The 23,237-nt window shown below is 69.1% G+C and carries 22 protein-coding genes and 1 other RNA gene; 9 read left to right on the forward strand and 14 right to left on the reverse strand.

Annotated elements, in window-relative coordinates; genetic code table 11:
• Nucleotides 1–37: 37 nt before the first annotated feature.
• From C7401_RS17215 to C7401_RS17235, 5 genes are all read right to left on the reverse strand, one after another.
• Nucleotides 38–769 (reverse strand): SIMPL domain-containing protein, encoded by a 732-nt coding sequence (locus C7401_RS17215; protein WP_112172607.1) that lies wholly within the window; start codon nt 767–769, stop codon nt 38–40.
• 172 nt (nt 770–941) lie between these two features.
• The gene (locus C7401_RS17220; RefSeq protein WP_112172608.1) at nt 942–1,400 is read right to left on the reverse strand and encodes an EVE domain-containing protein; all 459 of its coding nucleotides are present in this window, start codon (nt 1,398–1,400) and stop codon (nt 942–944) included.
• 122 nt (nt 1,401–1,522) lie between these two features.
• Nucleotides 1,523–1,704, reverse strand: a non-coding RNA gene (ssrS, locus tag C7401_RS17225) — 6S RNA.
• 94 nt (nt 1,705–1,798) lie between these two features.
• The gene (locus C7401_RS17230) at nt 1,799–2,113 is read right to left on the reverse strand and encodes a cell division protein ZapA (RefSeq protein ID WP_112172609.1); all 315 of its coding nucleotides are present in this window, start codon (nt 2,111–2,113) and stop codon (nt 1,799–1,801) included.
• Nucleotides 2,110–2,463 carry an ATPase gene (locus C7401_RS17235; protein WP_112172610.1) on the reverse strand — a complete coding sequence of 118 codons (354 nt, stop codon included), beginning with the start codon at nt 2,461–2,463 and terminating at the stop codon, nt 2,110–2,112. Before C7401_RS17235 ends, C7401_RS17230 begins: the two co-directional genes overlap by 4 nt.
• A 402-nt stretch (nt 2,464–2,865) precedes the next feature.
• Between C7401_RS17235 and C7401_RS17240 the strand changes: the two genes are divergently transcribed.
• Genes C7401_RS17240 through cobC form a run of 5 tightly spaced genes read left to right on the forward strand, consistent with a single transcriptional unit; the run spans nt 2,866 to nt 7,227 of the window.
• A complete protein-coding gene (locus tag C7401_RS17240; protein ID WP_112172611.1) occupies nt 2,866–3,933 on the forward strand; it encodes a FecCD family ABC transporter permease in 1,068 nt (355 codons plus the stop codon).
• On the forward strand, nt 3,930–4,763 hold the full coding sequence (locus C7401_RS17245; protein WP_112172612.1) for an ABC transporter ATP-binding protein: 834 nt from the start codon (nt 3,930–3,932) through the stop codon (nt 4,761–4,763). The genes C7401_RS17240 and C7401_RS17245 overlap by 4 nt, the downstream gene beginning before the upstream one ends.
• Nucleotides 4,764–4,803: 40 nt before the next feature.
• Nucleotides 4,804–5,880: a nicotinate-nucleotide--dimethylbenzimidazole phosphoribosyltransferase gene (cobT, locus tag C7401_RS17250; protein WP_112172613.1), complete on the forward strand. Its 1,077-nt coding sequence runs from the start codon at nt 4,804–4,806 to the stop codon at nt 5,878–5,880.
• Between the two features lie 10 nt (nt 5,881–5,890).
• Nucleotides 5,891–6,649, forward strand: a complete 759-nt coding sequence (locus C7401_RS17255) for an adenosylcobinamide-GDP ribazoletransferase (RefSeq protein WP_112172614.1) — start codon at nt 5,891–5,893, stop codon at nt 6,647–6,649.
• Nucleotides 6,634–7,227, forward strand: coding sequence for an alpha-ribazole phosphatase (gene cobC, locus C7401_RS17260; RefSeq protein ID WP_112172615.1), 594 nt, complete (start codon nt 6,634–6,636; stop codon nt 7,225–7,227). The genes C7401_RS17255 and cobC overlap by 16 nt, the downstream gene beginning before the upstream one ends.
• A 36-nt stretch (nt 7,228–7,263) precedes the next feature.
• Here cobC and C7401_RS17265 read toward each other — a convergent pair whose 3' ends face one another.
• Genes C7401_RS17265 through cobU form a run of 4 tightly spaced genes read right to left on the reverse strand, consistent with a single transcriptional unit; the run spans nt 7,264 to nt 10,685 of the window.
• Nucleotides 7,264–8,184, reverse strand: coding sequence for a cobalamin-binding protein (locus tag C7401_RS17265; RefSeq protein ID WP_258397116.1), 921 nt, complete (start codon nt 8,182–8,184; stop codon nt 7,264–7,266).
• Complete coding sequence (gene cobD / locus C7401_RS17270; protein WP_112172617.1) at nt 8,184–9,209, reverse strand: threonine-phosphate decarboxylase CobD; 1,026 nt, start codon at nt 9,207–9,209, stop codon at nt 8,184–8,186. The genes C7401_RS17265 and cobD overlap by 1 nt, the downstream gene beginning before the upstream one ends.
• Nucleotides 9,202–10,137: an adenosylcobinamide-phosphate synthase CbiB gene (gene cbiB, locus C7401_RS17275; RefSeq protein WP_112172676.1), complete on the reverse strand. Its 936-nt coding sequence runs from the start codon at nt 10,135–10,137 to the stop codon at nt 9,202–9,204. Before cbiB ends, cobD begins: the two co-directional genes overlap by 8 nt.
• The gene (gene cobU, locus C7401_RS17280; RefSeq protein ID WP_112172618.1) at nt 10,137–10,685 is read right to left on the reverse strand and encodes a bifunctional adenosylcobinamide kinase/adenosylcobinamide-phosphate guanylyltransferase; all 549 of its coding nucleotides are present in this window, start codon (nt 10,683–10,685) and stop codon (nt 10,137–10,139) included. The genes cbiB and cobU overlap by 1 nt, the downstream gene beginning before the upstream one ends.
• A 127-nt stretch (nt 10,686–10,812) precedes the next feature.
• Between cobU and C7401_RS17285 the strand changes: the two genes are divergently transcribed.
• Nucleotides 10,813–12,321, forward strand: a complete 1,509-nt coding sequence (locus C7401_RS17285) for a cobyric acid synthase (protein WP_258397117.1) — start codon at nt 10,813–10,815, stop codon at nt 12,319–12,321.
• 33 nt (nt 12,322–12,354) lie between these two features.
• Here C7401_RS17285 and C7401_RS17290 read toward each other — a convergent pair whose 3' ends face one another.
• On the reverse strand, nt 12,355–12,774 hold the full coding sequence (locus C7401_RS17290; protein ID WP_112172619.1) for a PaaI family thioesterase: 420 nt from the start codon (nt 12,772–12,774) through the stop codon (nt 12,355–12,357).
• 196 nt (nt 12,775–12,970) lie between these two features.
• Here C7401_RS17290 and C7401_RS17295 point away from each other — a divergent pair, with 196 nt between their 5' ends.
• Nucleotides 12,971–13,603, forward strand: coding sequence for a ParA family protein (locus C7401_RS17295; protein ID WP_112172620.1), 633 nt, complete (start codon nt 12,971–12,973; stop codon nt 13,601–13,603).
• A 48-nt stretch (nt 13,604–13,651) separates the two neighbouring features.
• Here the strand turns inward: C7401_RS17295 and panD are convergent, their stop codons facing one another.
• From panD to C7401_RS17315, 4 genes are all read right to left on the reverse strand, one after another.
• Nucleotides 13,652–14,038, reverse strand: coding sequence for an aspartate 1-decarboxylase (gene panD / locus C7401_RS17300; RefSeq protein WP_028207747.1), 387 nt, complete (start codon nt 14,036–14,038; stop codon nt 13,652–13,654).
• Nucleotides 14,039–14,194: 156 nt separating this feature from the next.
• Nucleotides 14,195–15,037 carry a pantoate--beta-alanine ligase gene (gene panC, locus C7401_RS17305; RefSeq protein WP_112172621.1) on the reverse strand — a complete coding sequence of 281 codons (843 nt, stop codon included), beginning with the start codon at nt 15,035–15,037 and terminating at the stop codon, nt 14,195–14,197.
• Nucleotides 15,038–15,374: 337 nt separating this feature from the next.
• Nucleotides 15,375–16,289, reverse strand: a complete 915-nt coding sequence (locus C7401_RS17310) for a segregation and condensation protein A (protein WP_258397118.1) — start codon at nt 16,287–16,289, stop codon at nt 15,375–15,377.
• Entirely contained in the window at nt 16,289–16,474 is a 186-nt protein-coding gene (locus C7401_RS17315; protein WP_112172622.1) for a DUF3460 family protein, read from the reverse strand. Before C7401_RS17315 ends, C7401_RS17310 begins: the two co-directional genes overlap by 1 nt.
• A 538-nt stretch (nt 16,475–17,012) precedes the next feature.
• On the opposite strand from C7401_RS17315, the gene C7401_RS17320 reads away from it, so the two are divergent.
• Nucleotides 17,013–18,698 carry an autotransporter assembly complex protein TamA gene (locus C7401_RS17320; RefSeq protein WP_112172679.1) on the forward strand — a complete coding sequence of 562 codons (1,686 nt, stop codon included), beginning with the start codon at nt 17,013–17,015 and terminating at the stop codon, nt 18,696–18,698.
• Between the two features lie 61 nt (nt 18,699–18,759).
• A complete protein-coding gene (locus C7401_RS17325) occupies nt 18,760–23,217 on the forward strand; it encodes a translocation/assembly module TamB domain-containing protein (RefSeq protein ID WP_112172623.1) in 4,458 nt (1,485 codons plus the stop codon).
• Nucleotides 23,218–23,237: the final 20 nt, after the last annotated feature.

Consider the following 23,237-nt stretch of genomic DNA (forward strand, 5'->3'; position numbering starts at 1 on the left):
CGTGGCCTTTTTTTCTGCGAGCGCGATGGGCTGCGCGTTACTTCATCTGCACCGAGCCGGAGACGTTGACTGTCACGGTGGAGGTGCCGCCTTCGAGGGGCACGGGCGCGGACATCTTCGCGTCAGCCGAAGCGGCGCGCGCGCTCATCATCATCACGGGGCGCGGCATCACGCCGGAATGCCCCACGTTCACGTCGCGAATCGTGTAGCTGCTGTAGCCGAACGCGCGCGTGGCCGACAAGGCCTGGTCGCGAAACGAGGCGATCGCCTGGCCCGAGAGTTTTTGTTCCGCTGCGCGCTGCGCTTCGGGCGAAAGCGAGAACTGCACGTTGCCCACCTGCATGACCGAAGCGAGATCGCCGGCAAGCTTCGACGCCGCCGCGAAATCATGCGATTCGAGCACGACTTCCGTGCGGCCGCGCCAGGCCGAGATGCGCCCGTCGCGATCGGTGGAGGGGAAGATCGAGAACTGACCCGAGCGCGCGGTCACGCCCGCGACGCCCTTGGCCCGTTGCAACGCGGAGTCGGCGCGCTGGTTGAGCGTGGCGGTGAGCGAAGAGGGATCGCTCGCCTCCTGTTCGTAGAACAGCGTAATGGTGACGACATCTTGCGGCACTTCGGCGCTGGCCTGCGCGGAAAGCGAAAGCACGCCCGCGGGCTGATAGCGCGCGTCGCTCTGTGCGAATGCGGCGCGCGGCGCGAGCGTCATGGCGAGGGGCACGGCGGCCGCGAATGCGGCGGCGAGCGTGACGGCGGTTTTTCTGTTCATTGAGGCTCCTTGCAGAACTTGGGTCGCGGGCGCAGCACAGCCAACACAGGCCACGCCGTACGACTGTGCGCGATTGTGCTTGAACTCGCGCGCGCATGTCGTCTGCGTGCCGGGTCTCGCGATGCGTACGGCCCATGCCACGGCAAAGTCGCGTGGCAGCCTCACATCGCGATCACATCAACTGTTTCGTGATGAAGTTCCACTCAGCCGTGGTGACCGGCGTGATCGAAAGACGATTGCCCTTCGCGAGCACGCGCATGTCCGCGAGTGCTTCGTGCTCGCGCAAGGCGGCAAGCGCAATCAGCGGACACTTCTTCTTGAACACGACATCGACGAGCATCCAGCGCGGATTCTCGTGTGTCGATTTCGCGTCGTAGTAAGGACTCTTCGCATCGAATTGCGTGGGGTCGGGGTACGCCGTGGACGACACCTGCGCAATGCCCGCGATGCCGGGCTCGGGACAGCTCGAGTGATAGAACAGCACGCCGTCGCCGGGCTGCATCGTGTCGCGCATGAAATTGCGTGCCTGATAGTTGCGCACACCCGTCCACGGCAACGTGCGTTGTGGTGCGTTCGCGAGATCGTCGATGCTTGCTTCGTCGGGTTCGGACTTCATCAGCCAGTAGCGCATGAGTCGAAGGTCACGTCGAAAGGGGAGGGGACGGGCGCGCGTGCAAGCGCACGCGTAAGCACGCGAAGAAACGTGCCGCACAATGGAAAACGGCATCGGACACAGGTCCGATGCCGTTTGAATAGGTCCCCGCCATAGCCGCTAGGCCGGCATCCTGAACCGAGGGTTCAGAATTGGTCGCAGTTAGCAGCACTTTGGGTACATCAGACAGTGTGACGCGCACGCCCGTGCTACAAATTTCCGCAACCGTGCACATGGCATTGGTTCAAGGAATATATGACCTTGGCGAACCAGGCAGGGAAGCTGACTAAACTCGTTGGTAGCGCGTGGTGTTTAGAAACAATCCAACGCTACCCATGAACAACATCATACCGCAGTGCTACGACTTGCTACAGCGCTTATTGCACCCCGTGCTGCTGGATGACGGCGCCGAGTTGTTCATTCATTTGACGCATTGTACGACGGATTTCTTCGGCTGGGAATGCTTCGCCGTGTCGCACGCTCGTTTGCAGGCGCAGCAGTTCCGAGGCGATCGAAAGCGCCGCCATGACCGCGATGCGATCGGTGCCGCGCACGTTGCTGTGATTGCGGATCTTCGACATTTCGGCGTCGACGCGCGCCACCGCTTCGAGCAGGGCTTGTTCCGTTTCTGCCGAACAGGCGAGGCGATAGGTTTGCCCGAGTATCGTCGCTTCGATCTGCTTGGTGCTCATGCATTTTCTCCGTGGCGGGCCGCGTTGCTGTCGTCGTCGTTGCTCGGTGACGGTTCGAGCAGATCGAGCTGGTTCTCGCGTTCGTTGCTCGCGCGTGCGCGCGGCAGCTTTTCGAGAATCGCGTTCAGGCGTACCTGCGCGTCGTCGATCTTGGCCGAGAGCGCATCGCGCTCCGCTTGCAACGCATTGCGCTCTTCGCGGACCTGTTCGAGCTCGGCGCGCGTGGCGTCGCATTGCGCACGCAGCTGTGCGAGTTGCTCTTCGAGTGCGAGGCGAGCTTCATGATGGCGCTGATTAATCTGGATCAGCCGCCCGATGTTCTGTGAGAGTGTTTCGAGTTCGTTGAGCATGTGCTGCGTCCTCTAAAGACAGGCATTCTAGCGCGGATTAACGCGCATTCCGATAATTGTGTCGTTTCCAGACGTAACAACCCGGCTTCTTACCTGAATGAGGCCTGAATCCCGCACTACGTGCTGCACAAAGGCGCAGCAGGAACGCAAATTGCCCATGCCGCGCCCGCGCGACGTCGCCGCGATCGCGGCCCGTGCGTTATAACATCACGAGTTCGCGGCTTCATACGTGGCTAAAGCTTGCCTGACAAAAGAGATTGATTCGCTGCATTGATCCGTATGTTTGTCCGCGGGTGAATGCCACTTTGTCAGCATCGCTTTGCATGCGTTGCCCGGCCGTTTTGAATGCCCCTTTGTTTTCTCGTGTGAAGTTTTTTAAACCTGTCGCCGCCGAATTTTCCGATGCGCTCCGTAAGCCGCGATAAAGCCCCTGACGTCCCCGCGTTGCCGACGCTGCCGCGCCGCTCGATGAGCGCGCGCCGCGCATGGGCAATCTGGGGCGCGCTCGCCGCGGCGGCGCTCGTGGTGTTCGCGGCGTCGCTCGCGAGCGGCAGCGTGAGCGTTACGCTCGCACAGGCGCTGGCGGCGCTCTCGCCCGCGCACGGCACGCCCGATATGGCCACCGAAATCGTGCGCACGCTGCGCCTGCCGCGCGCGCTGGCCGGTTTCGCGTGCGGCGCATTGCTCGCGCTGGCGGGCGCGTTGTTGCAGGTGTTGCTGCACAATCCGCTGGCGGAGCCCTACGTGCTCGGCGTGTCGGGCGGCGCGGCCGCGTTCGCGCTCGTGGCGATGATCGCGGGCGTGGCATGGTGGGGCGTGCAGGCGAGCGCCTGCGCGGGCGCGTTCGTTTCGATCCTGCTCGTGCTCGGCCTGGCGCGCCGGGAACTCTGGCGCGGCGAGCCGCAGGACAGTTCGCCAAAACTGCTGTTGACGGGCGCGGTGACGGCGGCCGGTTGGGGCGCGCTGATCACGTTGCTGCTCACGCTCGCCCCCGATACGCACCTGCGCGGCATGCTGTTCTGGCTCACGGGCGACCTGAACGGCGCGGGCATGCCGTGGCCCGCGCTTGCGGCGCTCGCGATCGTGCTGGCGGGCGTGGTGCCGGCCGCGCCGATGCTCAACGTGCTGCTGCGCGGCGACGCCGCCGCGCAGGCGCTCGGCGTGCCCGTGCTGCGCCTGCGCGTTGGCATCTATCTTGCCGCGTCGCTCGGGGCGGCGGCGGCCGTGACTACGGGCGGCACCATTGGTTTCGTCGGGCTCGTCGTGCCCCACATGTTGCGCCTCGCGTTCGGTAACGATCAGCGCATGCTCGTGCCCGCCGCCGCGCTCGCGGGCGGCCTGGCCGTGATGGGCGCGGACCTCGTCGCGCGCACCGTGGCCGCGCCCGCGCAATTGCCGGTGGGCGTCGTGACGGCGCTCGCGGGCGTGCCCGTGTTCCTCTGGATGCTGCTCGCGAGGCGCACACGATGAGCGACGCACGCGCACCGCTGCTCGCCGCCCACGCGCTCACCTTGCGCGCGGGCGCGCGCACGCTCGTTCAAGCGCTCACGCAGCGCTTCGAAGCCGGCGAGATCTGGTGCGTGGCGGGCGCGAACGGCGCGGGCAAGACGACGCTCATCGGCGCGCTCGCAGGCCTGCGCGAACCGGCGGCGGGGCGCGTGGAAGTGGAGGGCATCGCGCTTGCGCAGTGGCCCGCCGTGCGCCTCGCGCAGCGCCGCGCGCTCATGCCCCAGGATCAGCGCGACGCCTTCAGCGCGAGCGTGCTCGACACCGTGCTGCTCAATCGCTATCCGCATCTGGCCGGCTGGGGCTGGGAGGGCGATGCCGATCGACAAGCCGCGCAAGCCGCGCTCGGCACGCTCGGTCTCGAAGCGCTCGCCGCGCGCGACGTGCTCTCGCTTTCGGGGGGCGAACGCCAGCGCGTCGCGCTGGCCGCCGCGCTGTGCCAGGGCGCGCCGCTCCTGCTGCTCGACGAGCCGCTCGCGCATCTGGACCTCCATCATCAGATCGCCTGCCTCGAAGCGCTCTCGCACTGGGTGCGCAGCGAAGCGCGGGCGATCGTGTTTTCCTGCCACGATCTCAATCTTGCGCGGCGCTTCGCGACGCATGCGCTCCTGCTCGACGGCCACGGCGGCTTCCACGCGGGCCGCGTGCGCGAAGTGCTCACGCCGGAGCGCGCGAGCGCCGCATTCGGCCATCCGCTCGTGCTCATCCGCGAAGGCGCGCACGAGGCGCTCGTGCCCGCGCTCGCTTCGGCATCGTCGTTACCGCATTCGCCTGGATCGAATGCCGCGCGCTAACGCGTGGCTTGGGTCCGCACCATTACGAAACGAACTCATCATGACGTCATCGCTTACCGAACTGCTCGCTGTCGAACCGCTCGATCTCTCGCTGCGCGACGAGCTGCAACGCCTCATCGACACCAAGACCAAACCGCCCGGCAGCCTCGGCCGCATGGAAACACTCGCACGCCAGCTCGGCATGATCCAGCGCAGCGTGCGCCCGAGCGTCGAGCGGCCCGTGATGATCGTCTTCGCGGGCGATCACGGCATCGCCGCCGAAGGCGTGAGCCCGTACCCGCAGGCCGTGACCGCGCAGATGGTGACGAACTTCCTGGCGGGCGGCGCTGCCATCAACGCGTTCAGCGGCGTGGCGGGCCTCACGCTCGAGATCGTCAACGCGGGCGTGGCGACGCCGCTGCCTTGCGCGCCCGAACCCGCGCCCTCGCTCATCGATGCACCCATCGCGCGCGGCACGCGCAACTTCGCACACGAGCGCGCCATGACGCGCGACGAAGCGCTCGCCGCGCTTGCGGCGGGCGCGGCGCGCGTGCGCCATCACGCGGCGCTCGGCACGAACGTGATCGGCTTCGGCGAAATGGGCATTGCGAACACGTCGTCGGCCGCGTGCCTGATGAGCCGGCTGTGCAGCGTGCCGATCGACGAATGCGTGGGGCGCGGCACGGGCCTCGACAACGCGGGCCTCGCGAGAAAGCGCAATGTGCTCGCGGCGGCGCTCGCGCATCACGCCGACGCGCGCGAGCCGCTCGACGTGCTCGCGGCCTTCGGCGGCTTCGAGATCGCGATGATGGCGGGTGCGTTCATCGAAGCGGCGCGCTCGCGCATGGCGATTCTCGTGGACGGCTTCATCGCGACTTCGGCGCTGCTCGTGGCCGACTCGCTCGCGCCGAACGTGCGCGACTACTGCGTGTTTGCGCACGCATCGAACGAAGCGGGGCACCGGCGCATGCTCGATCATTTCGGCGCGCGCGAACTGCTCGCGCTCGACCTGCGGCTGGGCGAAGGCACGGGCGCGGCGCTCGCGGTGCCGCTGTTGCGCGCGGCCGTGGCGTTTCTCAACGAGATGGCGAGCTTCGAGTCGGCGGGCGTGGACAATCGCAGTGACCGCAACGCCTGAGCGCCACGCGATGAATCCGCTGGCGGAACTGCGCTACTTCTTCACGGCGCTCGGTTATTTCACGCGTGTGCCGGTGCCGCGCTGGGTGGGCTTCGAGCCCGCGTGGCTCAATGCGGCGGCGCGCTACTTTCCGCTGGTCGGCGCATTGATCGGCGTGCTCGCGGCGCTCGTCTATCTCGCCGCGCTGCGCGTGTTTCCGGCGAGCGTTGCCGTGCTGCTCTCGATGGCCGTCACGTTGCTCGCGACGGGCGCGTTTCACGAGGACGGTCTCGCGGATTGCTTCGACGCCTTCGGCGGCGCGTACACGCGCGAGGACGTGCTGCGCATCATGCACGACTCGCGCATCGGCGCGTTCGGTGCGATCGGTCTCGTGGTGGCGCTTGCTCTCAAGTGGCAGACGCTCGCGGCGCTGCCGCCCGCGCGCGCCGCGATGCTCATGATCGCGGGTCACGCCGCGAGCCGCGCGTGCGCGATCAGCTATCTCGTCTCGCTCGACTACGTGCGCCCCGAAGGCAAGGCCAAGCCCGTCGCGCAGCGCATGAGCCTGCTCGCGTGGTTGTGCGCATGCGTGTTCGGCTTGCCCTGGCTTTTCTGGTCCGACTGGCGCGCGGGCGTGCTCATGCTCGTCGTGCTCGCGGCGCTGCGCTTCGCGCTGGGGCGTTACTTCGTGCGGCGCATCGGCGGTTATACGGGCGACTGTCTCGGCTTCGCGCAGCAGGTGTTCGAGATCGCCATCTATCTCGTGGGGCTTGCATGGATCTCGTTCTGATTCGCCATCCCGCCGTGGCCGTGGCCGTGGAGGCGGGCGTGTGCTACGGCGCGAGCGACGTGCCGCTCGCGGGCGAGGCGAACGAGCAGGCCGCGTTGCTCGCCACGCGCCTCGCGGCGCTCGGCGTGCGCGCGCCGCAACGCATCGCGACGAGTCCGCTCACGCGTTGCGCGAGCGTGGCGGCGGCGCTCTCGGCCGCGCACGGCCACACGCCGGCGGCGGACGCGCGCCTCGCGGAGATGGATTTCGGCGCGTGGGAGCGGCAGCGCTGGGACGAGATCGACCGTGCGCAGATCGACGCCTGGGCCGCCGATTTCGAGCACGCGCGCATGCACGGCGGCGAGAGCGTTGCGCAATTCGACGCGCGCGTGAGCGCGTGGTTCGCCACGCTCGACGCGCACGAAAAGACGACCGTGTGGGCCGTCACGCACGCGGGCGTGATCCGCACCGTCACGGCGCGTGCGCTCGGCATGCCGCTCGCGCGCTGCGTGCGCTGGCCGCTGGAAATGGCGGCCGTGGTGTGGCTGCGCTACGACGCGTCGAGCGCGCAGTGGTTGCTGTCGCGCTGGAACGCCTGATCAGCCTCAGTCTGTCGAATCGATTCGGATGCCGAATCAATGCGCGGCGGCATCGCGCGTGCGGGCGAGATCGAGGTCTTCGCAGAGCTGCGCCGCGCCCTGGGCGATGCGTGGCGCGGGGCGGGTGAGCAGGTCGCCGTCGATGGCGAAGAGATTGCCGCGCTTGACGGCCGTGAGCGTGGGCCACGACTGCCAGAGCGCGAGGCCGGGCAGCGACCGGTCCGGCGACGTCTCGCCCTGCGCCGCAGTGACGATCGCATCGGGGTTCGCGGCCAATACGGCTTCGGTCGAAACCGCCGGCACGAGCGGTTCGAGCGCCGCGAACACATTGCGCCCGCCGCACAGTGCGATCACGTCGCTGATCATGTGCTGGCCGTTGAGGGTCATCAGCGGCCGATCCCAGACTTCGTAGAACACACTCACGGGCGCGCGCCGGGCGTAGCGCGCGCGGAGTTGCGCGATGTCGAGCCGGTAGGCGTCGGCGGCGGCCTGCGCCGTGGGCCGCGTGCCGAGCAGCACGCCAAGCCGCGTGAGCGAGGTCGCGACATCGTCGAGCCGATGCGGCTCGCTGAAAAAGAGTGGAATATGCAGCGCGCGCAGGCGGTCGAGTTGCTGCTGCGCATTGCCGTGACGCCAGACCACGATCAGGTCGGGCTTGAGCGCGGCGATGCGTTCGAGGTCGAGCGCGCGGTTGTCGCCCACGCGCGGCACCTTTTGCGCTTCGGGCGGGTAATCGCTGTAGGCGACCGCGCCGACGACCTTCGCGCCGCCGCCCGCCGCATAGAGCAACTCGGTCACGTGCGGCGCGAGGCTGACGACGCGCTGGGCGGGAGCGGGGAGGGTAACGGTGTTGCCCGCGTCGTCCACGGCGCTGACCGCTGCGTTGGCCGCGCGCGATTCGAGCGAGCCAAGCAGGCCGGCACACGCGAGCGCAAGCGCGAGGACGGCGCCGCGCATCAACCGATCGCCCGCATCGCTTGTGCGAGTGCGCCTTCGAAGCGCCGCCATTCGTCGTCGCAGGCGGGCAGGCCGAAGCGCAGGCTGGCGGGCGCGTCGAAGCGGCGCGTCCACACCGCGTGCCGCGCGAGTGCGTCCTGCAATGCCGCCGCGCGCGGGTCCGCGATCCACGCGAAGAGCGGCGTGGCGTGCGGCGCGAAGCCGTGCGCGCGCAGCAGCGCGACGAGGCGAGCGCTTTCGGCAGCGAGACGCTCGCGCATTGCGCGCTGCCATGCGCCGTCTTCGAATGCGTGAGCGACTGCGTGCCGCGCGGGCCCGCTCACGGTCCACGCGCCCAGGCGCGCGCGCAGCGCGTGCAGCAGCGCGGGCCGCGCCAGCGCAAATCCGCAGCGTGCGCCCGCGAGCCCGAAGAACTTGCCCGGCGAGCGCAGCACGACGAGGCCCTCGCGATCGGTTGCGCGCGCAAGCGTTTCGCCGTGCTGCGGGCCGAACGCATCGGCGAAGGCTTCGTCGACGATCAGCGTGCCGCCGCGCGCCGCGAGCTGCGCGTGCCAGTGCAGCAGGCGGGCCGCGTCGAGATGGGCGGCCGTCGGGTTGTTCGGATTCACGACCACGGCGTGCGTGAGCGCATCGGGCAGCGTGTCGCGCGTGATGTCCAGCGGGGCGATCTCGTGCCCGGCCTGGGCGAATGCCGGTGCGTACTCGCCATAGGTGAGCGGCGCGATGGCGACGTGCGCGCGGGGCAGCAGCGCGGGCAGCGCCCGAATCGCGGCCTGGCTGCCCGCCACCGGCAGCACATGCCGGGCGTCGGGCGCGCCGTAGTAGCGCGCGGCGCAGTCGGCGAAGCCGTCGCCTTCGTCGGGCAGGCGACGCCACGCCGAAGACGGCACGGGCGGCACGGGGTAGCCGTGCGGATTGATGCCGGTCGACAGATCGATCCACGCTTCCCAGGCGATGCCGTAGCGCTCGGCCGCTTCGTGCAGATTGCCGCCGTGCGCGACAAGGAGGGGTTGTGGTTCAGACATGGGTGGCCACGCTCACGAAAGCCAGCGCGAGCAGCGCCGCGAGCCACAGGACGGTGGTGCGCTCGACGAGGCGCAGCGCCGCATGCACATCCTGCGCGCGCGGCGGCGAGCCCGCGCCGAGCGCCGGGCGCTGCTCGAGCGTGCCGTGATAGACGGCCGCGCCGCCCAGCAGCACGTTCAGGCTGCCCGCGCCCGCCGCCATCACCGGGCCCGCGTTCGGGCTGTCCCAGCGATGCGCCTGTTCGCGCCAGCAGCGCAGCGCCGTGCGCGTGTCGCCGAGGAGCGCATAGCTCGTGGCCGTGAGGCGCGCGGGAATCCAGTTGAGCACGTCGTCGATGCGCGCCGCCGCCCAGCCAAAGCGCAGGAAGCGCGGCGTGCGGTAGCCCCACATCGCGTCGAGCGTGTTGGCGAGGCGAAATGCCAGCGCGCCGGGGCCGCCCGCGATCGCGAACCAGAACAGCGCGCCGAAGATCGCGTCGTTGCCGTTCTCCAGCGCCGATTCGACGGCCGCGCGCGAGAGCGCGGTGGCGTCGGCCCCGGCCGTGTCGCGCGAGACGATGCGCCCGGTCAGTTCGCGCGCGGCGGCGAGGTCGCGCCGCGCGAGCGCCGCGCCGATCGGCGCGATGTGCTCCGTGAGGCTGCGCGCGCCGAGCGCGAACCACAGCAGCGCGACGTGCAGCGTCCACGCGAGCGGCAAGGGGAGCAGCGCGCACAGCAGCGCCGCGAGCGCGACGGGCGGCGCGACGGCGGCAAGCCACGCGAGCAGGCCGAGCGGGCGGCCGCGACGCCCGGTGTTCAGGCGCGCTTCGATATGGTTCGCGAGCCGCCCGAAGGCGACGAGGGGATGGGCGCGGCGCGGCTCGCCGAACCAGCGGTCCACGGCGACGCCGGCCACGGCGAGCGCGGCGGTGACGGGCAGCGTGAGCATCATGAGGTCGGCGCCTTGAGCACGAGGGGCAGCCCGGCGGCGACGAGCGTGGCGCGGTCCGCGAGCGCGGCGATGCGCTGGTTCAGGCGGCCGAGCTCGTCCACGTAAAGGCGTGTGGCCGCGCCGAGCGGCACGACGCCCATGCCGATTTCGTTGCTCACCACGAGCACCGTGCCTTGCGCGCGCTCGCAGGCGGCGGCGAAGGCGTCGAGGCGCGCGCGCCAGTCGGGCAGCGGCGCTTGCGCGTCGGGCGGGCACAACAGGCTGGCGAGCCAGAGCGTGAGGCAGTCGATCAGCACGCAGCGGTCCGGCGCGGCCGTGGCGTCGAGCGCGCCCGCGAGGTCGAGCGGCGCTTCGACGAGCCCCCAGTGCGCGGGACGGCGTGCGCGATGGTGCGCGATGCGATCGGCGAATTCGGCGTCGCCGGTCACGCGCGCGGTCGCGATATAGGTGACCGCCAGGCCGCTATCGGCGGCGAGGCGTTCGGCGTGCGCGCTCTTGCCCGAGCGCGCGCCGCCGACGATGAAGGTGAGATCGCGCGAATTCATCGCGCAATTGTAACGGCTGTCCCCCTTTCGGCTAACGCTCGCCCGCGCCTGCTGCTGCGCTGCGGCGGGCGATGGGATAATGCGCGTTCGCCACAGCCGCCCACGCGCCACCCGCGCCAACCGCTTCATGACCGCAACGCTACCCGCCGTGCCCCAGGGCACGCTGATGATCCAGGGCACCACGTCCGACGCCGGCAAGAGCACGCTCGTGGCCGGCCTGTGCCGCCTCGCGCGCCGCGCGGGCGCGCGCGTCGCCCCATTCAAGCCGCAGAACATGGCGCTCAACAGCGCCGTGACCGTGGATGGCGGCGAGATCGGCCGCGCCCAGGCGCTCCAGGCGATCGCGGCCGGCATCGAGGCGCACACCGACCTCAACCCGGTGCTGCTCAAGCCCAACAGCGACCTCGGCTCGCAGGTCATCATTCACGGCAAGGCGCGCATGAACCTCAACGCGCGCGCATACCAGGACTACAAGCCGCTCGCGCGCGAGGCCGTGCTCCAGTCGTACGCGCGCCTGCGCGAGCGCTACGACACGGTGTTCGTGGAAGGCGCGGGCAGCCCCGCCGAAGTCAATCTGCGCGCCAACGACATCGCCAACATGGGCTTCGCCGAGGCCGTGGACTGCCCGGTCGTGCTCGTGGCCGACATCGACCGTGGCGGCGTGTTCGCGCACCTGATCGGCACGCTGGCCTGCCTGTCGGAGAGCGAGCGCGCACGCGTGAAGGGCTTCGTCATCAACCGTTTTCGCGGCGACCGCACGCTGCTCGAACCCGGCCTCGAATGGCTGGAGAAGCAAACCGGCAAGCCCGTGCTCGGCGTGGTGCCGTATCTGCACGGCCTCACGCTCGACGCCGAGGACATGCTGCCCGGCGCGGCCCACAGCGGCGCGCAGGCGGGCGGCGAGGTCTTGCGCGTGGTCGTGCCCGCGCTGCCGCACATCAGCAACCACACGGATTTCGACGCGCTGCGCGCCCATCCGCAAGTCGATTTCACCTACGTGCGCACGGGCGAAACGCCGGGCGCGGCCGATCTCGTGATCCTGCCGGGCTCGAAGAACGTCCGCGACGACCTCGCGTGGCTGCGCGCGCAGGGCTGGGAGACGGCGCTCGCGCGGCATCTGCGCTATGGCGGGCGCGTGATCGGCATTTGCGGGGGCATGCAGATGCTCGGGCGCGCGATTGCCGATCCGCACGGCGTGGAGGGCGAGCCGGGCGCGGTGGCGGGCTTTGGCTGGCTCGACTACGAAACCGAACTCACGCGCGAAAAGACGCTCAAGAACGTGACGGGCGCGCTTGCGCTGGAAGGCGCGGAACCGGCGCGGGTGACCGGGTACGAGATTCACATGGGCGAAACGCGCGGGCGCGCGCTGGAAACGCCCGCGCTGCGGCTTGCGCAGGAGGGCGCAGGGGCGTCGCGCCCCGACGGCGCGTGCTCGGTCGACGGCCAGATCCTCGCGACCTACGTGCACGGCCTCTTCGACACGCCCGAGGCGTGCACCGCGCTGCTGCGCTGGGCGGGGCTCGCGGCGGCGCGCGCGGTGGACTACCCGGCGTTGCGCGAGGCGTCGCTGGAGCGGCTGGCGGATACGCTCGCGGCGAGCCTCGATCTGGAGAGGGTGTTTGGGGTGATCAGGTGAATACGCGCCAGAACACGCGATAAAGCGCGCAGCTCAGTAAAGCACCATCTGCGTGCAGCGGAACAGCGCGATGGTCTTGCCGTCCGGGCCGCTCACCGTGGCGTCCCAGACCTGCGTGCTGCGCCCGAGGTGCACGCCCGTCGCCACGGCCGAGATCGTGCCTTCGCGCGCCGTGCCGAGATGGTTGCTCTTGATCTCGATGGTCGTGAAGTTCTTCGCGTTGGGCGGTAGGTGGGCGAGGCAGGCGTAACCGCAGGCGGTGTCGGCGAGGCCGATCACCGTGGCCGCGTGCAGGAAGCCGTTGGGCGCGAGCAGATTGCTGCGCACGTCGAGTTCGGCGCGCAGCAGGCCTTGTTCGAGCGCGAGCGGGCGAAAGCCCAGCAGTTCGGGCAGGCGGCCGCGCTGGCGCTCGAGCAGGGTTTCGATCGTGACATCCTGGCGTAGGGTGCTCATGGTCGGTCAGTCTCCGGAATTTGACAGGAACAAATGCGGTGCGCACACGCGGGGGCTTCGGCGGCGCGCAATTTGCCGATAATATCGGACGGTTGATTCGGGGCGGCGGCTCGTCCGCAAGGCGCCTCGAAGGGCATCAGGCAAGAATCACGGCAATCCGGCTGGTCCAGTGCCAGCCATCCTGACGGGAGCATTCATGACGGTAATCGTGGTGGCGAATCCCAAGGGCGGCGTGGGAAAGAGCACGCTGTCCACCAATCTGGCGGGCTATTTCGCCGCGCAAGGCGAGTGGGTGGCGCTCGCGGATCTCGACCGGCAGCAGTCTTCGCACGCATGGCTCGATTTGCGGCCGGCCACGCTGCCGCCCATCGAAAGCTGGCAGGTCGACCTGGACAACCCGGCGAAGCCGCCCAAGGGACTCGAGCACGCCGTCATCGACACGCCTGCCGGCCTGCACGGCAACCGGCTCGGGGCGATCATCGAACTGGCCGACAAGGTGATCGTGCCGCTGCAACCCTCGATGTTCGACATCCTCGCCACCCAGGACTTCCTGAACCGCCTCGCCAAGGAAAAGGCCGTGCGCAAGGGCTCGATCCAGGTGGGCGTGGTGGGCATGCGGGTGGATTCGCGCACGCGCTCGGCCGAGCAGCTCCAGCGCTTCGTGGAAGGGCTGGAACTGCCGGTGCTGGGCTATTTGCGCGACACGCAGAACTACGTGCAGCTGGCCGCGCACGGCCTCACGCTGTGGGACGTGGCGAAGAGCCGGGTCGAAAAGGATCTCGACCAGTGGCAGTCGATTCTCGGCTGGGTGGACGGCGCGGGCAAGTAAGCTCGCAACCAGGCTGGCAAGCGAGCCCGCAGCGGCCGGCCGCGCGCCTTAGCTCCAGCTTTGCGTGGGTACGTGGTCGCGGCTGCCCTTGATGCGGTTGTTCTCGTCGACGAACACGAGGTCCGGCTTCCAGCCGGCCTTGAGCTCTTCCTCTTCCACGTTCGCGAAGGCCGCGATGATCACGAGGTCGCCCAGTTGCGCGCGGCGCGCGGCCGAGCCGTTCAGCGAGATCATGCCGCTGCCGCGTTCGCCCTTGATCGCGTAGGTCGTGAAGCGCTCGCCATTGTTGATGTTCCAGATGTCGATGCGCTCGTTCTCGACGATGTTCGCCGCTTCGAGCAGGTTCTCGTCGATGGCGCACGAGCCTTCGTAGTGCAGCTCGCAGTGCGTGACGGCGACGCGGTGGATCTTCGACTTGAGCATATGGCGTTGCATGGCGTGTCTCCTCAGGCGTGCGGGCGCGCGGCCCGCCGCGGGTCAGGTGCTTGAGCTTGAGCCCGCGTCAAGGCGCGGATAACCGGAATCAAGCGGGATCAAGCGGAATCAAGCGGGAATCTTGTGAACAGGGACGGCGCGGCCGCCCCGCGGACCTCAGATTTCGAGGTTGTCGATCAGGCGCGTGGCGCCGAGCTTGGCCGCGGCCAGCACGACGAGCGGCTCGTCGGCTTGAGCGGCGACGCCCGGCGTGGGCGGCAGCAGGTTCGCGCGCTTGCGGATCGCGATGTAGTCGGGCTTCCAGCCGCGCGCGGCGAGCGTGGCCATGGCGTCGAGTTCGAGCTGCTGGAAGTCGCGGCGGCCCGAGAGCACCGATTCGCGAATCGCGCGCAGCACGCCCGCCAGTTGCGGGGCTTCGGCGCGCTCGGCTTCGCCCAGGTAGCGGTTGCGCGAGCTGAGCGCGAGGCCGTCGGCGTCGCGCACCGTTTCGGCAGCGATCACCTCGGTCGGCAGCGCGAACTGGTTGCACATCGCGCGCACGATCATCAACTGCTGGTAGTCCTTCTTGCCGAACACGGCCACACGCGGCTGCACGCACGACATCAGCTTCATGACGACCGTGCACACGCCCTCGAAGAAGCCGGGGCGGAACTCGCCCTCCAGAATGTCGCCCAGGTCATGGGGCGGGCGCACGCGGTATTCCTGCGGCTGCGGATACAGGTCGCGCTCGGTCGGCGCGAACAGCACGTAGACGTTCTCCTTCTGCAACTTCTCGATGTCGTCCTGGAGCGTGCGGGGATACTTGTCGAAGTCCTCGTTCGGGCCGAACTGGAGGCGGTTCACGAAGATGCTCGCCACGACCGGGTCGCCGTGCTGGCGCGCGAGGCGCATCAGCGAAAGATGGCCTTCGTGCAGGTTGCCCATGGTCGGCACGAACGCGGTGCGGTTTTGGCCGCGCAACTGGTCGCGCAATTCCTGAATCGAACTGATGACTTTCATGATCGGATGCTTTATGCCTCGCGCGGGGCAAGACTTGGGTTGCACGCCGCAGGGCCCGGCCCACGGACCGCGAAGCGGACGTCGCGCGCCCGGGCCGCGCAGCTTGGCGCGTGCGGTTCTTCGTGTGTCCCGTATGTGGGACGAGACCGGGCAGGCGCGGGCGATTGTAGTGGATTTGTGAGCGCGGCGCACCCGCCCCGGGTGAGGGATTTTCCTGGCGTCGCGCCGCGCGGGCCGGCCGGCGGCCCTTCATTTGATGTGGTGCTATTTATTTGCGGCGGGGGCGCGGCAAGCCCGAACGGGCCTTGCGCCTTGCCCTGGGCGCTCAGGGAGACACTCAGGCAGGCAGATACGCGAGCCGCACGTAGATCGGCGCGAACGGCTCGGGCTGGGTGATCTCGATGAGCGATTCGCGCGACAGCTCCAGCATGGCGATGAAGTTCACGATCACCACGGGCACGCCGCGCGTGGTGTCGAACAGCTCGGAGAACTCCATGAAGCGCTCGCCCTGGAGCCGGCGCAGGATGATGCTCATGTGCTCGCGCACGGAGAGCTCCTCGCGCGAGATCTTGTGGTGCTGAACGAGCTTCGCGCGCTTGATGACGTCGGCCCACGCGGCGCGCAGGTCGTTGCTGTCCACGTCGGGAAAGCGCGGCGTGATGCTCTGCTCGATATAGACCTCGGCGCGCATGAAGTCGCGCCCGAGCTGCGGCAGGCGGTCGATGCGCTGGGCGGCGAGCTTCATCTGCTCGTATTCGAGCAGGCGCCGCACGAGTTCGGCGCGCGGGTCTTCGGCTTCCTCGCCGGTATCGGCCTTCTTGACCGGCAGCAGCATGCGCGACTTGATCTCGATGAGCATGGCCGCCATCAGCAGATATTCCGCGGCGAGTTCGAGGTTGGTCTTGCGCAGTTGCTCGACGTAGCCGAGGTACTGGTTCGTGACCTCCGCCATCGGGATGTCGAGAACGTTGAAGTTCTGCTTGCGGATAAGGTACAGCAGCAGGTCGAGCGGGCCTTCGAAGGTCTCGAGAAAGACTTCGAGCGCCTCCGGCGGGATGTAGAGGTCCTGTGGAAGCTTGAAGAGCGGCTCGCCGTACAGGCGTGCGTACGCGACGCCGTCGATCGTGTCGGGCGTCGAGTCGGTGGAGGGTGCGGTCAGCGCTTCGCCGGGCGGCTGCCCGGCGGGCTGGCCCGCGTGACTGGCCGCGTGCTCGCCCGCTGGCGGCGTGCCGGCCCCGTCAGCCTCGGCCATCAGAAGTTCTGATAGTAGACGTAAGGCGTTTGCCGCACGCGCGAGGCTTGCTGGCGCTCGCGCTCGTCGAGGTCGATCGGCTGCTTGTCCCACAGGAGCGCGCGGCCCTTGCGCTGCTGCTCCTCGAGTTGCGGCTTTTGCTGCTTGAGCTGGGTGATGAACTGCGTGATGTCCGACTGATACATGGCTGACGTCCGTCCAGTAAGGCGGGGCGCATGATTGCACCGCGCCGCTAATTCTGTCGGCGGTAATTTTACCGCAAGCCATCGCCGCGGAACATCGGGGCGGGCGTCGCACGGGGTGTCAAACGAGGCGTTCAGCGGGTGTCCGGCGGGGTGACCAACATCAGGACGGCGCTTGCGCCCCGATTGTCGTACGTGTTCCCGCCCGACTTGCGCCGCCTCCTGGGGTATTTACGCGCCGATGTGGTGAAATAACGCGTTTGCGCCCGATGCCGCGCTCCGCGCCCCGCGCGCGAGCCGCGCAACCGGTGGCGACCAGTTCTACGACAGCCGGAGGTCTTGTTTGGCGGGATGGGTGATCGAAGCGTTGCGCGCATGGCGACGTCCCACGCGGACGGCGCGGGCGCAGCATGCCGTCGTGGCGCGCAGGGCCGAAGGGCGCGCGTCGTTGCGCTTTGCCGCTTCGCTGGCCGTGTGTTTCATCGCGTGCCTGGCCGCCGCCACGCCCGCCCGGGCCGATCTCGCCAGCCTGCTGCCGTGGATGCGCGCGCGCACCTACTACGACGTCGAGATCGACGCGTCCCCGCGCGAACTGCGCAACCTGCTTCAGGCGCACCTCGACATCGCGCGCTTCGCCACCCGCCCCGACGTGGGCGAGGACCAGTTCGAATTCCTCGTGACGGCCACGCCGCAGCAGGTGCGCGATCTCGCGTCGACCGACGGCTATTTCTCGCCCGTCGTGCGCACCGACGTGCGCACCATCGAGGGCAGGCGGCACGTGACGGTGAGCGTCGACGCGGGGCCGCGCACGACGATATCGTCGGTGAATCTCACCTTCCGCGGCCCGGTGCTCACCGAAGACCCGGCGCAGGAAAACACCGCGCGCTTCGCCTTTTCGCTGCACGACGGCGACGCCTTCACGCAGTCGGGCTGGGACGACGCCAAGAACGCCGCGCTCAAGGCGCTGCAAGCGCGCCGCTATCTCGGCGCGAAGATCGTGCAGTCGCAGGCACGCATCGATCCGCTCCAGAACGACGCGCAACTTTCCGTAACCTTCGACAGCGGCCCCACCTTCACGTTGGGCAAGCTCGACGTTTCGGGCACGCGGCGCTACCCGGGCTACATCATCGACAACGTGAATCCGCTCTCGCCGGGCGAGATCTACGACCTGAACCGCGTGACCGAGCTGCAACGCCAGGTGCAGAACACGCCGTACTACGCGAGCGTGGCGATCGACGTGGACGCCAACACACAAAAGCCGCTCGACACGCCCGTGCACGTGAAGGTGAGCGAGTTCCCGTACAACAGCTTTCGCGGCGGCGTGGGTTACTCGACCGACACCGGCGCGCACGTCCAGGGCTCGTACACGTATCTGAATACGTTCGGCGCGGCGTGGCCGTTCCAGGTGCAGGGCCGGCTCGACCAGATCCAGAAGTTCGGCCAGGTCCAGCTCTCGATGCCGCCCGGCCCGCGCGCGTGGACCAACAGCCTCGTCGCCTCCTACACGAGCACCGACGTGTCCGATACGAACATCTACAGCGCGCGCGTCGGCGTGCAGCGCACGCGCACTTCGCAGAACATCGATTACGCCTACGCGCTGATGTTCTACGACGACCGCATCACGCAGAACGTGGGCGCGCCCACGCGCGCCTATGCGCTCGTGCCGACCTGGTCCTGGACGCGCCGCAACGTGGACGACCCGCTGTTTCCGCGCACCGGCAACATCATCCGCGTGGAAGCGGGCTTCGCGCTCAAGAACGTGGGAGCCGAGCAAAGCTTTCTGCGCGCCTACATGCGCGGCCAGCAATACCTGCCGATCGGCCAGAGCGACCTCATGGTGTTTCGCGCGGAGATGGGCGGCGTGTTCACGAGCGGGCCGTCGAGCGGCGTGCCCGCCTCGCTGCTGTTTCGCGCGGGCGGCTCGAACTCGGTGCGCGGCTACGCGTTCCAGAGCATCGGCAACGACGTGGGCGGCTCGATTTTGCCGACCAAGTATCTCGTGACCGGCTCGGCCGAGTACCAGCACTGGTGGAGCCGCGACTGGGGCGGCGCGGCGTTCTTCGACGTGGGCACGGCCACCGACACCTGGGGCGAGAAGGAATTCGATCCCGGCGCCGGCATCGGCGCGCGCTGGCGCAGCCCCGTCGGGCCGGTCAACCTCGATCTCGCCTATGGCTTTCGCACCCATAGCGTGCGGCCTTATCTGACTCTCGGGATCGCCTTCTGATGACGACGCGCGCGCCGCTCCGTTTTGCTTCGACGCTCGCGCTGCCCGGCGGGGTGGCCGCATGATCGCACGCCGCCTTGCCGCGCTGTTCCGGCCCGCTCCCGCGTTCGCCGTGCCGCCGGGGGAGGCGGCTGCTTCCGGTCATGCCGAGGGCGAGGATGGAGGGGGCGGCAACGGTGGCGAGAACGGCGACGGCGGCGACGCACGCACGCCGCCGCCGCGCCGGCCACGGCGGCTCTGGAAGGCGCTGGCCTGGGCGATCGTCGTGCCGGTGCTGATCGTGGGGATCGTCGGCGGTCTGCTCCATGGCGTGCTGACCACCGAGCGCGGCGCGTCCTACGTCTGGCGCGTCGCCGTGAAGGTGCTCGACGGCAAGCTCGCGGGGCGCTTCGAAGGCGGCACGCTCGCCACCGGCGTGCGTTTTTCCAACCTGAGATGGCACGGCCCGGACGGCACCACGCTCGAAGTGGATCGCGTGGGCGGGCAGTGGGCGGTGGAGGGCTTTCGCAAGACGCCGTGGCGCTTCGTGATCGACTATCTGCATATCGGCGACGTCGACCTGCGCATCGTGCCGTCGCACGAGCCTTCCTCGCCGATGCAGTTGCCGGAAAACCTGCAACTGCCGCTCGGGCTGGAGATCCGCGATCTTCAGGTCAACAAGCTCACGCTGCACGAAGGCGCTTCGACGAGCGAGTACTCGCGGCTCCAGTTCCACGCCCGCAGCGATGGCCGTCATCATGAAGCCGCCATCGAGCGCCTCGACACGCCCTTTGGCGCGGTGAGCGCCGAGGCGAAGCTCGACGGCGTGCGCCCGTTCGCGCTCTCGGGCGACCTTGGGTACTCGGGCAAGGTCAACGGCGAGGCCGTACAGGTCAGCGCGACGCTCGCGGGCTCGCTCGAAGCGCTCACGGCCGACATCGAGGCGAGCGGCATGAAGCTCACCGGCCGCGCTCACGTGGAGGCGGCACCGTTTGCCGCCGTGCCGCTGGAGCGCGCGACGCTCGCGTTCGATCACGTCAATCCGCAGGCGTTCGCGCCCGGCGCGCCGTTTGCCGATCTGGCCGTGCGCGCGCAGTTGCAGCCGGTGCCGGGCGGCGCGGCGGGTGTCGCGGCGGCGCTGGCGGCGGCTGCATCGGGGGCGTCGGGGGTGCCGGCGGCTTCCGCGGTGACGCCTGCGTCGGTACCGCCCGCGGCTTCGGCGCCGCACCGCGGGGCAAGGGCGGGCGCACGCGGCAACGCGGCCGATTTCACGGTCGCGGGCACGGTGTCGATCGTCAACGCGAAGCCCGGCTCCATCGACGAGAAACTGCTCCCGCTCATCGACGCGCACGCGGACGTCGTGCTCGACGCGAAAACGCAGCGCATCCCCAGGCTCGCCGTGCGTCTCGTGAAGAACGCGACGCTCACGGGCGGCGGCACGATCAGCGGGCGCGACGGGCGCTTCGACCTGAGGGTGGCCGGGCTCGACCTCAACGCGATCGAGTCGAGCGTGCGCGCGACGCAGTTCGCGGGGCCGATCGGCGTGCGCCTGAACGGCGACGTGCAGAGCGTCACGCTCGATCTCGCCGATCCGAGGGCGGCGCTGCGCGTGCAGGGCAAGATCACGCAAGACCCCGCGCGCCTGTCGTTCAGCGACGTGCGCCTGACCTCGGGCGCCGGGCGCATCGACCTGTCGGGCGCGCTCAAGCACGACGCCGGCTCCACGTATCAGCTCAAGGCGGTGCTGACCAATTTCGATCCGCTTTCGCTGACTGCGCAAACCCCGGTGCGCACGCCGCCGAACGCGGCGAAGGCCGCGAGTGCCTCGAAGGCGGCCCCGGCAACTGCGCGTACGCGGGCCGCCGCCACACCCGCGACGAGCGGCGACGCCCTCAACCCGCAGCGCAATCTCGCGCTCAATCCCGCCCTGAACCCGGCGCTCAATCCCGCGCAATCGAGCGATCAGGCCGCCGAGCAAAAGCGCGTGGAGAACGCGAAGGCGACGGAGCCGGGCGGCGCCGCGCCCCCGGCCCGGCCCGCGCCGCGCCCGGCCGGCCGCCGCATCGAGGCGCGCGTGAACGGCACGCTCAACGCGAGCGGCGTGCTCGCGCCCACCTTCACGACGAAGGCGGAGTTCAAGCTCGGGCCGAGCGTGTACGACGATCTGCCGCTCACGGGCCAGGGTCTCATTCAACTGGCGGGATCGCGCATCCTGCCGAGCCGCGCGAACCTCTCGGTCGCGGGCAATACCGTCGATCTGCAAGGCAGCTTCGGCGCACCGGGCGACCGCCTGCGCTTTCGCGTGGATGCGCCTCAGCTCGACCGCCTCGGCTTTGGCGTGGCGGGCCAGCTCGCGGCGAACGGCGACCTCACCGGCAGCTTCGCGCATCCCGACGTCTCGCTCGACTACAAGGCCGACCACGTGGTGTTCGGCGAGAACCGCGTCGGCCACGCCGAGGGCCACGCGCTCGCGCGCGACGGCGCGAACGGCGCGCTCGCTTTCAGCACGGACGCGAGCGGCATTGCCGTGGCGGGCGTCGATATCACGACGCTCACCGCGCGCCTCACCGGCACGCGCGCGAGGCACACGCTCACCGCGAACGCGAAGGGCAAGGTGCAGGGCCAGCCGATCGACTTCGCGGTGGCGGCAAACGGCGGTCTCGCGGACACGCGCGAGGGCACGCGCTGGAACGGCACGCTCACGCAGCTCGAAAACCGTGGTGTGCCGGGCGTCAAGCTTCAGTCGCCGCTCACCGTGAGCGCGGGCCCTGGCAAGGTCACGCTCGGCGCGACGCGCCTCGTGGCCGAAGGCGCGTCGCTGGAGCTCAAGTCATTCGATATGGACAACGGCCACATCCGCTCGGCGGGCACGCTCACGAACGTATCGCTCGCGCGCATCATGCAACTGCGCCAGCAGTTCACGGGCGTGCCGTCCACGCTCAGGACGGACATGATCTTCGACGGCGACTGGGACTTTTCCATCGGCCAGAGCGCGAGCGGCTACGTGCAGATCAAGCGCCGCTCGGGCGACATCACGACCGCGATCGGACGCGGCTTCGCCTCGCTCGGCGTGGGCGACCTCAACGCGCGCGCGGCCTTCAGCGGCGGCAACCGCCTCACGCTCACGGCGCACGCGCAGGCAAGCCGCGTGGGCGTGCTCGACATCGACGCCAATACGACGCTCGCGCCGCGCGACGGCATGCTCACCGTCGTGGACGAGGCGCCGATCGGCGGCACGATCAAGGCCAACGTCCCCTCGCTCAGGACCACCGGCGGCCTGTTCGGCCCGAGCTATCTGCTCGACGGCCACCTCGCGCTGCAACTCGCGCTGGGCGGCACGATCGCGAAGCCCAATGTCACGGGCTCGCTCACCGGCGACGGCCTCTCGGCCACCATGGTCGATCAGGGCGTGGAGTTGAAGGACGGCGTGATCCGCATCGCGCTCTCGCAGAATCTCGTCGACTTCCAGCAGGTGGAGTTCCACGGCGCGACGAGCGGCACGCTGCGCGCGACGGGCCGCGTGCGGCTCGACAACGCCGAACCCGATCTCACCGCGAGCATCGTCGCGGACAAGCTCGAACTCTTCGCCTCGCCCGACCGCAAGCTCTCGCTCTCGGGCAGCGCGAGCATCGCCAATGGCGGTCACCTGGGCGGCATGCAGATCGACGGCAAGTTCACGGTCGATCACGCGCTGTTTGACATGCCCGAGTCGCCCGCGCCCTCGCTCGGCGACGACGTGGTGATCGTGCGTCCCGACGGCTCGACGATCGGCGGCAAGCCGCCGATCGAGGAAACGGCCTCGACCAGGCCCGCGCCGCGATTCGCGCCGCGCGCGAACGTCGACATCGACCTCGGCCACGATTTCCGCTTCCGCGGGCAGGGCGCCGATCTCGGCCTTGCGGGCAAGATCTCGGTGAACAGCGCGCCGGACGTGCCGCTGCGCGCCGAAGGCAACGTTCGCGTGACCGAAGGCTCCACCTACACGGCGTTCGGCACCAAGCTGAACATCGAGAACGGCTTCTTCACGTTCAACGGGCCGGTCGGCAATCCCGGCATCAACATTCTCGCCATGCGCCGCAACCAGCAGGTCGAGGCGGGCGTGCAGGTCACCGGCACGGTGCAGGCGCCGGTGGCGCGGCTCGTTTCCGAGCCCAACGTGCCCGACAACGAAAAACTGTCCTGGCTGCTGTTCGGCCACGGCACCGACCAGGGCAATAACATCGGTCAGCAGAGCGCGATGACGACGGCGCTCGCCTTGCTCGGCAGCGCGCAGGGCAAGCGCATCGCGCAGAGCATCGGGCTTGATGAATTCTCGATCGGGCGCAGCGAAGTGGGCCTGACCGACCCCGAGGTCGTGATGATCGCGAAGGCCATCAACCAGCGCTTCGTGATCGGCTACGAGCAGGGTTTGCAGTCGGCCTCGAACGCGGTGAAGGCCACGATCAATCTTTCGCGTTACTGGTCGGTGGTGGTGTACGGCGGCACGTTCTATGGCGCCGATATTCTGTACACGCGACGGTTTGATCGGCTGCGCAGGTGAGCGCGCGGAAATAAAAAAGG

Source organism: Paraburkholderia unamae (assembly GCF_003268775.1).
In the GTDB taxonomy this organism is placed as follows: domain Bacteria; phylum Pseudomonadota; class Gammaproteobacteria; order Burkholderiales; family Burkholderiaceae; genus Paraburkholderia; species Paraburkholderia unamae.